This window comes from Candidatus Uabimicrobium helgolandensis (assembly GCF_041508025.1).
In the GTDB taxonomy this organism is placed as follows: Bacteria; Planctomycetota; Uabimicrobiia; order Uabimicrobiales; family Uabimicrobiaceae; genus Uabimicrobium; species Uabimicrobium helgolandensis.
The window spans coordinates 934,331-948,806 of sequence record NZ_CP165719.1 but is presented as its reverse complement, the minus strand read 5'-3'; the positions used below and the strand labels follow the sequence as shown (position 1 = coordinate 948,806).

The window sequence follows — 14,476 nt, the reverse complement described above, 5'->3', positions numbered from 1 at the left end:
CGAGAATTTTTACGTATAGTATCAGCCTCTTTTGCTATTTGCGCACTATTATTTTTAACACTTGGTTGTGTTTTTACTGGTTGTGTTTTTACTGGCTGCGTTTTTGCTGGCTGCGTTTTTACTGGCTGCGTTTTTGCTGGCTGCGTTTTTACTGGCTGCGTTTTTACTGGCTGCGTTTTTACTGGCTGCGTTGTTTCACTTAACACTTGGCTTGTTTCTGAAGTCGTAGAAAATTCTTTTTCTACAGAACTACCTAAATTTTCTACAGAACTACTACCTGAACTTTCTACAGCTACTTGCGATGACTGAGTGTTTTGAAATTCTTTAGAATTGGACTTCTCGTCACTTGTCGTTTGAGGAGAGTCGACAGTACTGTTTGGCGATGTACTTTCACATCCTACAAAAATTAACAGCAATAAAATAACTAATCTCATGTCTATCCCTTATTTTCTTAATGCTTGTAAAATGAATGAATTTGATGTTTTTTGCGCCGCAGCAATTGCTTGCTCATCTACATTCGCTCCTTGGTCAACTAAAAACTGTACCATAGCCGCGTCATTTTTTTCAATAGCTGCAACTAAAGGGGTTTTACCTGTCTCATCACGGTTATTGACATTTCCGCTTTGGATATTTCCGCGAAAAGATTTTAAAATCTGAAAATACGAATATGCAACACTAGAGGGTATTTTACTTTGCGAATTTTCAAGGGCTTCAACTTTATTAAAATTTTTATTAAGAGCCACGTACTGCTCGCTTGTGTCTGTATCAGAGAAATCATCTTCTATACCAAAATCATCACTCCCTCCCCCGCTAGTAAGGGATGATCCTACTCCTTGAGAGTCTCCAAAATTGGTTAGATTTCCTCCCAAACTACCAGCCAACTCGCCAGCAACTTTACATCCACCAAAGATAAAGCTCGCCACCATCAATAAAACTATTTTTTTTGTCCAGGGACTCATTTTTTGCATCATTTTTTCCTTACAAAAGCACATTATAAATTTCTGCAAAGCGCAATTTCATAACATGATCTGAATATTCTTGTTCATAAGATATTTTAACAGTAAAATTATTATGTGTCATTAATTAAGTTAGAGTATATTCATATATACGTTTTATTGTTTGAGAAATGAAAATCAAAGTAATTTCATTTACTCGTAAACACGCCTCACTTGTTCTCATTGTCAGGAACGGGAAAGAACGAAACAATTTTAGAACACGCACAAGCGTAAGTTCTCACATTACTAGAGGAGATATAAGTTGAAACATCTATGGTTATTTTATTTTTTACTCCTATGTATCTACAGTCAAAACGCAAAATACTTTGCTTCTTTAGAATACAAACTTACTGGACACAATAATATTATTGAAGAATGTTCTGTTAGCAACGATTCTAAAATTTTAGCTTCCGGAGACTGGGATGGAATAATTCAACTTTGGTCCTTGAAGTATGGTATAAAGAAAACAACTATTGCAAGGCATCAGCAAAAAATAACAGGATTACATTTTACGCAAAAAAAACAATTGGTAAGTAGTAGCGAAGACGGAACCATTCGATTGTGGAATTACGAAACTGGCCAACAATTATATTCTTTTATTCATAATTCACCAGTGACTAAACTTGCTGTTAGTAATAATTTTTTAATTGCCGTTGACAGTAACAGACAAATATTTACCATAGACCTAAAAACCAAAAAGTATTCTTTAATTGCAAAACTTAAACAAAAAATCAAACACCTAAAAATTAGAGATGATAACCAAATTGTTGTTGCTGATCAAAAAGGTTCAGTATATCTATACCAAGTAGACGGAACCTTAACCAAAGAATTTTCGGCAGGAAAAAATATTGTAAGTATAGATGTATATAAAGATTATATTGCAACAGCGACTACAAATCGTCAAGTAAAAGTTTGGAGAAATACCAAATTAGCGACCACATTTACACTCTCAAAACCAATTCGCCAAATATCTTTCGCCAAAAGCGCGCGCAAGATTTTAGTCTATAGTGGTGGTAACGCTTATATATATAGTATAAAAGAAAAAAAAATTCAGACAATACTCAGTGAAGCTTTTTTCTACAATACTGCTCATAGTAACAATTGGAATTATTTTATTGGCCTCGGTAATAAAATAATTCATATATATCGTTTACTTGCAAATAATCAAAGGGCATTTAGTGGAGATATGTCTAAGTATGTAAGAAATAATCTACACTCAGTATCAAAGAAAATGCCTCCAGGAGTTTTAATTTTACCATTTACAACCAACAACAAGACAACACAACGAGGAAGTCTATTGTCAATTATGTCGATGTTTTATGCCACATATACACCGAAAAAAACAATGAACCTACCTTTCAAAAATATTGAAAACTTTTTTTATGAACACAATTGGCTACTAGACAATCAACTGTTAAAAACACAAACTATTCAAAACGCACAACAGCAATATTCTATTAAGAATACCTTAACTGGAAAACTCACCAGAAAAGCTAGTGGTTATAATTTGAGTATTTCTTTTCGCGGTGAATTTCCTCCACGACAACAACAAAAGTTTTTTCACAATATGAGTGAAATTCCGCAGTGGGTTGCAAGCAAAATACACGAATATACAAAAACTACACCGCCTCAAAAGACCAATCAAAAAATTTCAGACAACGACATAGAAAAAATAGCAGACATATATCCAGTTTATTTTGCCTCGCGGTTCACAACAGAACTTTATTCGTGGAAAAAATTAGCCCAAAAAAATCAGCAATCGCCTTTTATTGCAGCGCACTATGCATATAGTTATTCTCCTGATCACCTTGCTCCCATTTGGCATCTACTTCGTGTACGCCAAAAAAACAATCTTCATACCTACTTAAACGAAGTACTTGCAAATTTTTATCTCAAAGAAAAACAGAATATAAAAGCCTTAAACATATACCTATATTTGCTAAAGCAAGATACTCAAAACCCACAAATCTATAAGAATATCATGCAAATACTTACCCAAGAAGACGAATGGGAAGTACAACGTCTTGTGCTTTTGTATTGCCAAGGAACTATACAAGATCTCTATTGGTACAATACTATTGCCGCCAATTATTATATAAATCACGCGTGGAAAATTTTACCACAGGCAAACGGTAAAAATCTATTTCGCGAAAAAATGCTCAAAGCGAAAAATTTTTTACAAGCAGCATATAAGACAAATATTTATAGATGGCAAGCCCCAACATACATGATAAAAATAATCACCGCGCTTAAAGAACCGCAAAATAATTTAGATCTGTGGTTTCAAAAAGCAACAACCTACAGTGCTCCTAGAGAAGCGTATTCTCAAAAGTTTCACTATCTGACACCTCGTTGGTACGGAAACAAAGAAACTATGTTGCGTTTCGCAAGGACCATCTTAAAACAAGCTGCTCCATATTCTCCTCTACGATTTATTATACTTGATGCCCATCGCGAGCTGTTACCAGACGACTATTACTACACTCAAAAAGAAGTATGGAGAGACATACAACAAGTATTTGTGCCATACCTAAAGGTATATACGCGCGATCGTATACGTCGTATTTGGTATTGGGAATATGCCATGCTCGCTAAGCAATTTAATATAGCCGCAGAACAATATATAAAACTACAACAACTTGGACAATTACAATCGCTACTTAGCAGCACACCTTTCCAAAAAATAGACAAAACACATTTATTTACAGCTTTAGCCCAAAAATACAAACTACATGGTAATCAAAAAAAATACGCATATTGGCTAGAACAAGCTCTACGCAAAAATCCACGCAACTGGGATTTACAAGAACAGTATGCTTCATTTTTGCTAGAAAGCAATAATCAAGATGCAGCATACGCGCATATAGAAGCTTTGGTAATAAACAACAATAAATGGCAACAACATGCCCAACAAAAAATAGCAACAATGACTCCAAAACAAATCACTATTCCACAAGCCAATTCACAAATATTATACATACTTGTCGCAGGAAAATTGCCAGAGCATTTATTAAATAAATTGCGACTTGATATCCAACAAAAATTTAAAATACAAGTAAAAATGATACCGAAATCTTATGCTTTTAATAAGCATCTTTTTATACCTGAACAACGCAAAAAAATACAACAAAGTTTACAACAACTTTATCGTATCGTTGGTAAAAACAAAGTCGAAGCGTATCGTGCTGTTTATAACTTAGAGCAAGATTCATCAGGAGATTTAGAACTTCTGCAAAATTTACTACAAAAAACCGCCAAAGGTCAAAAAATGATCCGCGATTTAAAAAAGAATTATCATGATCGTTGGAACGCAAAAGCCACTGCACAACAAATCAAGAAAGAATACTCATCTATTGTAAATGCTCCAAATAGCCTTGGTATTTTACTTCTGACAAATCAAGCAATTGGCACAATCGAAAAAGGACAAAAATATACCTTTGCTATACCGAAAGTAGCCATATTCTCCATCGAAAAGTTATTTCGAGTACCTCTAACAAAGTCAACATCCTTAACAAACGTTGGTTATGAACGTACTTTAAAATTAACCTACAATAGTATTGCAGGCATACTCGGCATTTCTCCAAGTACAGCCCCCCAATGCCCTCTTTCATTCGCAGATAGTTTATTTGCGGTTGATACTCAAACAACGGAATTTTCATATGCCAGTAAAAAACAGTTGGTTGAACAATACCAACGTTTTTTAAAATAGGATATAAGTAAAGATAAAAATCGGAGAGTAGGACAATTAGGCCTGTTTAAAAATAGGTCTTACCAATTAAAAACTTTCGAGTAATTAATCATACAAATAAACAGAAAGAATTTCAAATTGACTAACAAGCTACAAAATACGCAAATAGGTTACTTCTTTGCCATCAGCGCCACAATTCTATGGTCAGGTAACTTTATTATTGCACGTGGTCTTAGTGAAAACATTCCACCAATTAGTCTCGCTTTCTATAGGTGGATAGTTGCTGTTGTTGTGTTTTTCCCTTTTGCATGGAAATCTTTTTATGAACAAAGAAATGCACTTCAATCCAATATCATTTACTTATCGATTACATCGTTACTGGGAATTACTACATTTAACACCTTAATTTATCTAGCTGGACAAACCACAACCGCAATGAATTTATCATTAATTTCCATTACTTTTCCGATATTCATTATTATTATAACTCGTATCTTTATGGGCGAATCGATAACTAAAAGTAAATTAATTGGCATTCTCTTAGTTATAATAGGTGTATTATTACTACTAACCGCAGGTGATATTTCACACATACGCCACATATCTTTTACAATCGGTGATATGTGGATGCTTATAGCCGCTATTATTTTCGCAGCTTATAGCGTTTTATTAAAGTGTAAACCTCCACAAATAAGCATTTCAACTCTTCAACTTAGCACATTTATTTTGGGGCTCATTTTTCTATTACCGTTTTTTATTTGGGAATATGCAACAACCTCAGCTGTCGAATTTGATATCAAAATCATATCTTCTATTTTTTATGTTGGTATTTTTGCTTCTCTATTGGCTTTTATATTTTGGAACAAAGCAATCGCTACTATTGGGCCATCAAAAGCAGGAATGATTTACTACACATTACCTCTATTCAGTGGTTTTTTGGCATATATTTTTTTGCAAGAGAGCATTGGTAGCATACATTTTTTTAGCGCACTGTTAATTGTTCCTGGCATTGTCATTGCTAATCATTAATAGCGTAAGAAAGGACCCTGGTATGAAACAAATATATCAAAAATGTGCACAGATAATCAAAAATAGTGACATTATGTATATCAATGCTGGTGCAGGCATTGGTGTTGATTCAGGTCTACCTGATTATCGAGGGGATAAGGGGTTTTGGAACAGCTATCCGATGTATAAACATCTTGGAATCAATTTCATAGATGCAGCAAATCCTCAACATTTCAAAAAAGATCCGCATTTTGCTTGGGGGTTTTATGGTCATCGTACTCAACTATATCGAGACACAATTCCCCATCAAGGTTTTCATTTAATGCAAAAATTCATTAGCGAATATAATTTGTCGTATTTTATTATTACTTCAAACGTCGATGGGCAATTTCAAAAAGCTGGCTTTGCTGAAGATCGAATTTATGAAATTCATGGGTCAATCCATCATTTACAATGTTTAAGCTCTTGTCGTCGCGCTATTTGGAAAAATAATGAGACTTTTGATATCGATTTTAAAACAATGCGTAGCAAACAAATTCCAAAATGTATACACTGCAAAAAAGTTTCTAGACCCAACATACTCATGTTTGGTGATTGGGAATGGATTTCTGATCGATCAGACAAACAACAACATCGACTCGATGATTTTGAACAATATCAATCAAGAAAAAATACCGTTGTCCTTGAAATTGGCGCAGGAACCGCCATTCCTTCTATTCGCCACGATAGCGAACGAAGAGGAAATAGAGATACAAACGTTACTGTTATTCGTATTAATCCCCGAGAACCACAAATCTCTACTCCGCATATTGCAATTAATTGTGGTGCCTTAGAAGCACTCTCTGGCATAGAAGCGGCCTTAAAAAATACATAGTAAAGGAAAACAATGCTCGAATCATTTGGCAAAAACATCTGGATCGTAAAAACTCCACTAAAATTTGTTGGCCTCGAAATTGGCACAAGAATGACGGTTATCAGGCTAAACAACGGAGAACTATTCTTGCACTCTCCTGTAAAATTGACAGATGAATTATTCAAGGAACTTAAAAAATTAGGAACAGTGAAATACATTGTTTCTCCAAATAAATTACATCACTTATTCATGGCAGATTATCTAGCTTTTCCACAAGTAAAATTATATGCCTCTCCAGGACTAGTAAGAAAAAGAAAAGATCTTAATTTCGAAAGTGAACTAGGTGATATTCCTGACAAGTGCTGGCAATCAGAGATTGATCAAATGATATTTCGCGGGAGTTTTTTTCTAAAGGAAGTGGTGTTTTTTCACAAACAGAGTAAAACATTAATATTAACTGATATTATTCAAGAACACGAAGATCATCGTTTTTTACCAAAATTAATAGCTAAATTTTTAGGCGTGTACAAAAAGAAAGCTGTTCCAAGAGAACTACGTTTAACGATGACAAACAAACAAATGGTTCGCAATTCTGTCGCCAAAATTCAAAAATGGGATTTCGAAAAAATCGTTTTTTCTCACGCAAGTTTAGTCGTTGAAAACGCAAAAGAAATACTAAAACAGCAGTTCTCAATATTTTAAAATGGTAGGTTATAAGAGCTATCAAAGTCCTGATTGTTTTCATACAAGTAATCATATTGATCCAACTCAATTCCTTTAATATAACTGTTGTAACCTTTGATTTGCATTTGTGTATGGTAGTTTGTTGTATCCTGTAAATACAACTGACTTAACTTATCGTGAATTCTCTGTGGAACACGTAATTTACCGTCTCTTGTTAAGATGATGCCTGTAATTTCAGGCTCATCTTCTGCTCGAAAAGTTTTCCAGCCTTTTTGAGCAGAAATTTCATAACCAAATTTTAGTAAGACTTGGGTAATATCTACCTGGAAACGGTTGTGTATAAAGCTTACAGGCCAAGAAAAAGCGAGGTCATCTCCATAACGAGTATAGGTAGCGCTATAATTTGCAGCCAATTGATATATTATTTCATCAAGTTCATTGTTGAGTATGTTGCTCAAACAAGGACTTGACGGGGCACCTTGTGGTAAACCTCCATTAAAAGTACATAAACTTACCAAAGTATCCAGGCTCTCGCGTTCCCATCCCTGCTGCGCAAAAAACTCACGAACACGACTTGCACAAGTACTCCCAAAAAAATCTTTGATATCCGTAATTAAAAATGTCAATTGATTTAGATGCGCGCAAGCATTTACAATAATTGACCCTCCACTTTTAAACCCTGTCACAGCAGAATGAGTAGGAAAAGATTGTAGATACTCTAATATTTTGTATTGCAAGTCTTTTAAAGACGGCGAAGGTGCATAAATTTCACGCCGTTCACTACTTTTTTTGTCCACTTTAAAAATATGATAATGGCTACCTATATTGTTTTTGAAATGCAACAACTTTTCCTGAGAAATATCCAAATGCTCAGCGAGTAAATAAAGGTTACTTTTACTTTCATTTACATTGTTATTCAACTTACTTTGTGGAACCAAACGATCTAGGATTTTTTGCCAACTATGCTTTGCCATTTTCAGACTCTTTCGCGTAAGAATCGACATTTGTACCGCATAGGTTACTCAGCCCAGGAATAATAACAACATTCCCTTCTTTCGACGCCATTTCTGCCAAAGTTTCCAATTCTTTCAAACGCATCACATGAGGATTTTCTTGTAAAATTTTAGCGGTATTGGCTTTGCTACGCGCAATCGAAACAGCATAGCGAGCGGATATTCTCTCTGCACGACCACGGCGATCAGCTTCAACCTCTTGTAAGAAAACATTGCGAACAACACCTGGTAAAATAATATCTTTAACACCAACGCGGTGAAGTAATACTCCATACTTCTCCACTCGTGGAGCTATTTCATCTAATAGTTGTGCAGAAAGTACATCACGATCCTCTAATATCTCCTCTGTAGATCGTCCTGTTATATTTTCACGCAATGTCAGTTGTAAATCTTGGTATAATTGCTCTTGGTAATTGTCGACATTGTGAATAGCAGCTGTAGGATTGATAATTTGGTATTGAGCAATCAGAGTAACACGAACTCCAATTTTGTCTTTTGTCAGAATTTCTTGTGCCTGGATCGTAGTGCTTACTTCGCGAAGATCAAGTTTAACAATCGATAAAGGCTCCCAAGAACGAATAGAATGGCGACCACTATCAAGAAGTTTTTCAAACTTCCCTTCTCGGTATAGAAGTCCTTTTTCATATTCCCATATATCAACAATTTGATCTTGTTTGCGAGGAACACAAATATGTTCTATTTTTACATTGAGAACTTGAACCCCATACTCTTGCGTTTTTTCTACAACATTTTTCTGCAATATTTTTATAAGAGTATGCTCTCCTAAAGCTTCTTCTACAGTATAATCCAGCATACTTTGCTGTAAAGTATTACTGATATCTTGAAAAATCTGCGATTCATAGTCTTTCACATTACATATTTTTTGCGGCTCAACAATTTTGTAGTGTACTATCAACTCAATATCTACTTTTAAATTATTTTTGGTATGGATTTCTCTTGTTGGAATGGTTATTGTTGTTTCGCGCGTATCTATTTTTATGATATTGCAATGTTCCCACGAGTGGAGGGTATACCGGCCACTATCAACAAGTTTTTCAAATTTACCTTTGCGATATAATAACCCTTTTTCATATTCCCAAATATTAATCATCTTAGATGAAATTCCGGGAGAATTGAGATCATCGATTTGCAAATCAGTAACAAAGAGACCATACTCTTTTGTTTTTGTTTGTATCCCTCTGCGTATTTTTTCTATAAGATCTTCTGAATCAACAAGTATTTCTTCCAAACTCTGCTGACTAATACATTTTTGAGAAACCATTTGTAAATCTTGTAGTATTTGCTTTTTATAGTCTTCTACACGATGCAAAGATAAACTTGGATCATTTATTTTGTAACGCAAGATTAAATTGAGAGATATTTCTTCGCGATTTTTTGTCATAAAATTTTTGGTATTTGTTACATGCGAATGTTCACGCATATCAACTTTTTTTATTGATAACGATTGCCAAGGTTTTATTGTGTAGCAACCACTATCAAGTAATTTGTCAAAGCGCCCCTTTTTATACAGCAAGCCTTTTTCATATTCAAGTATTTGAATCTTCTGACTTTTAAACATAAAAATCCCTTAAAATAAAAGAGCTGATCAAGAATAAGCAAACGGAGTTAAAATTAATTCTAATACAGCAAATGATAATCACTACTCGATTGAAGCTAGGACCGCCTCAATTTCAAAATAGCAATAACCAGTTTTTGTTTTTAGAATTCATCCTCTTAACTACAAGGCCCACTTATTTCACTGTGCAGTGAGATCAGCTCAATCAATAAACTGTAAACTAATGCCTAATTAACCAGCATAAACTTCCTACGGAATACTCTTCCTTACCAGGGAGTACCGTGTGTGTTTTTAGTATACAGAGATTTTTGGGCTTTTGCAGAACAAAATACGGAAAAGATACGGTTTTTTTTTGATTGCAATGAAAAATAACTCAAGTCGCCACCTAAAACATCAAACGAACTAAAGCAATTTATTACGACTTTTCAACATTTCATTGACGATTTCTACATATTCTTGTTTATGGAGTACAACATTCAATTTTTCAATGCGAATACTTTCGCTGAGCGAATTGCATAGCGCCTCCGCGAATTCTTGGATACTAAGAGGACCATATCCTGTAGCCAGAGCAGGAACAGCAACAGTTTTCCCGTGGTATTCTTCACATTTTTTCCACAGAGATCTCAATAATTCGCTAACTAGTTGACAACTAGATTCATAAAAACCATTAATAGCAACAGCGTGAAATATGCGTTTTACCTTCAGCGGGCCAGGACTCGTTACTACAATAGTTCCTTCTTTCACCCAATGGCGATTTTGCTTTTGTAGGTAATCGCGTAGTTCTTGTTGAACACCCATACCTCCGCGTTGCAAGATTGCTCCATTTATTCCACCTGACATATTCAAAGATGGGTTGGCAGTGGAAATAAGGATATCGACTTCTTCATCTATGATATTCGCTTTTCTTACTTCAATATTCATAATTTTCCTTTTACTAAGTGACCTGACAAAAATAGTTACCCACTCAGTGCAGGGCTTTTATTTTCTAGCGCGGCGCGACGAGAGCGCGCAGCTGTAGCTGCGTAAACGAGGAGCAACAAAACTAGTAAATAAAAGAACAAAATGCCAATGGGTAAATACTTTTGGCGGGTCACTTATAAGCTGCAAAATAGCAGTATTGTGACTCCACTTCAAATATTTTCTTCATCAACTATTACATCACTTTTGAGATACCACCCAAACTTTTTGTGACTTGCTTAAGATAAAACATCTAAACTTCCAAAACTTTATCATGTAACTCGCGATTTTCTAACAAAAATGCATCCCGTTTTTGTGTCCATACGCTCGTTTCATACTGTTGAGAAACGAAAGATATGTAGCGCTACCAGTCACAGCACCTTTTTTTGCAGGATTAAAACGCTGCGCTTTTTCAACATAGCACTGTTGCCCTTCTCCCACTCCATACAATTCAATTTCAATAATATGCGATTCTAGGGCTGGATTGACAATGAGTTGCGCAGTAACATCATCCATGTTAAGCCCAGACGCTAAAGCTGCGACAGCCATTGTGTTCACATTATTAGGAGCATAAGTGCACACTTTGCGCACACTTCCAGAGTATATAGTGGTCTCTTCGTTAATTTCGGCAAGAGGAGTTTCGAGTGGACCATAGTAATGTATACTCATCGGGTGCTTTTTCATGGCAATATTCATTCTATGCAGTTTTTTATTTTCCACAAGTTGCAAAATACAATCTAAATACCACATTGCCCCTCGCGGAACATACATAGCGTGCGAATTTTCGTTATCAACAAAACTACGCACTGAATTCTCTAAATCTTTATCAGCAAAAGCTGTAGGAGAGCCAGGCATGTAGTCTGCGTGCTGTAAAAAGCGTGTTGCATATTTTTTGCTAATCTCAGGGTGTGCGACCTCAACAATCAAATCGACATCGTAACTTGCAAAATCGTCTAAATCTTTTAAGATTTTATTTTCAGCAACACCTATTATTTTTTCGGGATTGCGATTATAAACAAAAGCTAGTTCAACTGATTCATCAATATTTTCTACAAGATATTTTCCTAAACTACCAAATCCAACAACACCTACTTTTCTTGGTGAATTTTCCATAAAAACTTTTCCTAACTTTTCCTAACAAATGTTGAATAACATTTTACATATCATGGACAATAACCTATAATAAATATAAATGTGCAACAACATTCAATATTATTATATAAATGTGTAATTATTTTCACTATTTGTGGAAGGTTTTTATATGAAGAAATACACGGCTGTGTTTTTTATTATAGTTGCTTTTGCTTTTGTACACGGCGAAAGTTTAGAAATCCATCACTTCGGAATTGGTCAGGGAGATGGAACACTTATTATTGCGAAACATGCTGATGGACAATACACTACAATACTTGTGGATGCTGGGAACAGTAGTGGTAAAGGCCGTGCCATTTTTCGACGTATGCAAGAGTTACTTGGTAGTAAATATAAACGATTAGATTGCCTTGTTGTGTCTCATCTTCATTCTGATCACTACGGAGGCGCAACCGAACTTTTAACCGCTTTTCAAGAACAAAACTGGAAAGTAGGAATAGTTATTGACAAAGGTAAAAAGACACATGGAGTTGCTCCATTTATTATCCATGACTGTTGTTACGATAGTACTATCGGTGATCCTTATTTTGATAATGATCCTGTGGATGAATTTGCATTTCGTGGTGCTTCGTTAGATGATTTTCTAAAAAAAGCTTCAGAATTTCCACGTAAAAACATAGATCTTGGCGTTGATCTATTTCAACTCACTAAAAAAGTGAAAACTAAAATGAAAATGACTTGTGTTGCAAGTAATGTAAAAGTTTACAAGTCGTACGGATCAAAATACTACATTGATTACGAAGCGCAAGCGCATTCTGAAAACGACTATTCATATGGTTTTCTAATGCAGTTTGAAGGCTTTAAATATTTTACAAGTGGTGATCTTGGCGGAAAAGCTCCTGCTTATTTAGATATAGAATCTTTGTTAATGAACTACTTTAAAACGTGGCCAGAAGACAAATCTTTTCATTTTTGTGCCCTCAAAGTAAATCATCACGGCAGTGCTCATAGTACAAACGTTGATTTCGCTAATTTTACACGACCAACAATCTCAATAATTCAATCAGCTCTGAGATCTTTTTCAGGAACACAGCTTCCAAACAAAGAAACTATTGACAACTTAGAAGATGTAAATTCTCGTATTTTATACACATACTTACCTGAAAACGGCTCATCTTATTGGCAAGGAAAAGTAAAATACTACAAAGATGTGGTTTTAAAAATACCAAGAAATCCAGGATACAATAAAAATATTAAAGTAGAAATACAAACACATCTTCGTGAAAAAACGGGTGATTTACACTGGGTTGGAGATAGCAAAAACTATTCTATTTCTTGTACAAAAAAGCACTCTTATTCTAGAGATGCTCAAGAAATTGAAACAATGGAAGAAATGGCGACAACTACAAGCAAATAATACCCAAACATTTTTATACTCTTAGACAGGGTGTGTTGGCAGTTAAGTTTTATATAATGCTAACATGCCCTGTTTTATTTTTTAGCTAGGAAATTTACGTTTGATAAATTCAGATTTAGTACGCAAGGCACTCAAGATTAGCCGTGATGCGGTACGCATTGCCGCTAAAGAAATATTGAAACTCCAACGCGAGAAAGGTTTTTCTACTTCTTTTAAAAGCGATGATTCTCCAGTTACTGCTGGTGATAAGATGGCTGAAAAAATAATAGTAGACGCTATTCGAGAAAACTTTCCCAAACACAAAATACTAAGCGAAGAATTTGGCAAGATTAATTTTCAAACGAAAAGTCAATTTTTATGGGTTCTTGATCCAATTGATGGCACCTGGTCATATGTTAATCAAGAAGTCACAATGTGTATACAACTGGCTCTACTGGAAAAAAACGAATGTATTGCTGCAACAATATACAACCCATTCACTAAAGCCATGTATCAAACCTCTATTGGAAAAACTTCTGCTTTAAATCGCCGCCATTTGCCTTTCACAAATTACCAACTATTAAACCACGCTGTAATCAATTACCACATTCCACGTTCTCAAAGAAAGCTTATTTATCCTTTAATTGAAATTTGGAATGACAATCGCATTGCAAAACTCATTACCCAAGGCGGATCTATCGCTTATTCGTTAGCTTGTGTAGCCAAAGGATCTCATACTTGTTTTGTAACCACAAGTGACAAACCAATAAAACCCTGGGATTTATGCGCAGGAATAGCTATGATTCGTAACATGGGAGGATGCGTAACTGATTTTCAAGGCAAAAATATAAACCCTATGGGGCATACCGGTGAAATAGTTGCAAGTTGTAATAAAAAAGTACACAAATCTTTTTTAGCTTGTTTTAAGAAATACAGGCTTAAAGCTAAACACTTCGAATAAATTATCTTGTTTATTTTAAAAAAATCAAAAAAAGCAAAAAAATGTCAAAAAAATCTTTTTTTTATTTGTGTATACTCAAAAAATGTGTTAATATTAATCTAATATTAAGAATAACTTAATTGAATGAAAAATTCATTTATGTTATCTCCTTATCTAGACTTTCAAAAATACTCTTAATACAATCCCTTATTATGTAGTATTCATTCCTGCATTGTTTACCTATGTATTAGGTAAACAATTTTTTTTTAAACTG

Annotated in this window: 12 protein-coding genes; 7 read left to right on the top strand and 5 right to left on the bottom strand. The window is 34.7% G+C overall.

From position 1 onward, the window contains the following. Positions 1 to 15 precede the first annotated feature (15 nt). Positions 16 to 309, top strand: a complete 294-nt coding sequence (locus UABHE_RS03530; protein ID WP_372371560.1) for a pentapeptide repeat-containing protein — start codon at positions 16 to 18, stop codon at positions 307 to 309. A gap of 134 nt (positions 310 to 443) precedes the next feature. On the opposite strand, the gene UABHE_RS03525 is transcribed toward UABHE_RS03530, so the two are convergent. Continuing rightward, positions 444 to 971, bottom strand: a complete 528-nt coding sequence (locus UABHE_RS03525; protein WP_372368842.1) for a hypothetical protein — start codon at positions 969 to 971, stop codon at positions 444 to 446. 286 nt (positions 972 to 1,257) lie between these two features. Here UABHE_RS03525 and UABHE_RS03520 point away from each other — a divergent pair, with 286 nt between their 5' ends. The 4 genes from UABHE_RS03520 (at position 1,258) to UABHE_RS03505 (ending at position 7,246) form a co-directional block, all read left to right on the top strand. Beyond that, entirely contained in the window at positions 1,258 to 4,704 is a 3,447-nt protein-coding gene (locus UABHE_RS03520) for a hypothetical protein (protein WP_372368841.1), read from the top strand. Positions 4,705 to 4,821: 117 nt separating this feature from the next. Beyond that, complete coding sequence (locus tag UABHE_RS03515) at positions 4,822 to 5,712, top strand: DMT family transporter (RefSeq protein WP_372368840.1); 891 nt, start codon at positions 4,822 to 4,824, stop codon at positions 5,710 to 5,712. A gap of 22 nt (positions 5,713 to 5,734) precedes the next feature. Next, positions 5,735 to 6,565: an NAD-dependent deacetylase gene (locus UABHE_RS03510; protein WP_372368839.1), complete on the top strand. Its 831-nt coding sequence runs from the start codon at positions 5,735 to 5,737 to the stop codon at positions 6,563 to 6,565. Between the two features lie 12 nt (positions 6,566 to 6,577). Then, positions 6,578 to 7,246 carry a DUF4336 domain-containing protein gene (locus UABHE_RS03505; protein ID WP_372368838.1) on the top strand — a complete coding sequence of 223 codons (669 nt, stop codon included), beginning with the start codon at positions 6,578 to 6,580 and terminating at the stop codon, positions 7,244 to 7,246. Here the strand turns inward: UABHE_RS03505 and UABHE_RS03500 are convergent. The 4 genes from UABHE_RS03500 to UABHE_RS03485 all read right to left on the bottom strand — a co-directional run bounded on the left by UABHE_RS03500 (position 7,243) and on the right by UABHE_RS03485 (position 11,887). Further along, positions 7,243 to 8,202: a reverse transcriptase domain-containing protein gene (locus tag UABHE_RS03500; protein WP_372368837.1), complete on the bottom strand. Its 960-nt coding sequence runs from the start codon at positions 8,200 to 8,202 to the stop codon at positions 7,243 to 7,245. The two genes, UABHE_RS03505 and UABHE_RS03500, sit on opposite strands and share 4 nt — an antisense overlap. Continuing rightward, a complete protein-coding gene (locus tag UABHE_RS03495) occupies positions 8,189 to 9,820 on the bottom strand; it encodes an SPFH domain-containing protein (RefSeq protein WP_372368836.1) in 1,632 nt (543 codons plus the stop codon). The genes UABHE_RS03500 and UABHE_RS03495 overlap by 14 nt, the downstream gene beginning before the upstream one ends. 399 nt (positions 9,821 to 10,219) lie before the next feature. Next, complete coding sequence (locus tag UABHE_RS03490; RefSeq protein WP_372368835.1) at positions 10,220 to 10,738, bottom strand: macro domain-containing protein; 519 nt, start codon at positions 10,736 to 10,738, stop codon at positions 10,220 to 10,222. Between the two features lie 327 nt (positions 10,739 to 11,065). Beyond that, entirely contained in the window at positions 11,066 to 11,887 is an 822-nt protein-coding gene (locus UABHE_RS03485; RefSeq protein ID WP_372368834.1) for an aspartate dehydrogenase domain-containing protein, read from the bottom strand. A gap of 148 nt (positions 11,888 to 12,035) precedes the next feature. On the opposite strand from UABHE_RS03485, the gene UABHE_RS03480 reads away from it, so the two are divergent. Continuing rightward, positions 12,036 to 13,283: a ComEC/Rec2 family competence protein gene (locus UABHE_RS03480; protein ID WP_372368833.1), complete on the top strand. Its 1,248-nt coding sequence runs from the start codon at positions 12,036 to 12,038 to the stop codon at positions 13,281 to 13,283. A gap of 100 nt (positions 13,284 to 13,383) precedes the next feature. Then, complete coding sequence (locus tag UABHE_RS03475; protein WP_372368832.1) at positions 13,384 to 14,223, top strand: inositol monophosphatase; 840 nt, start codon at positions 13,384 to 13,386, stop codon at positions 14,221 to 14,223. The last annotated feature ends 253 nt before the right edge of the window (positions 14,224 to 14,476 follow it).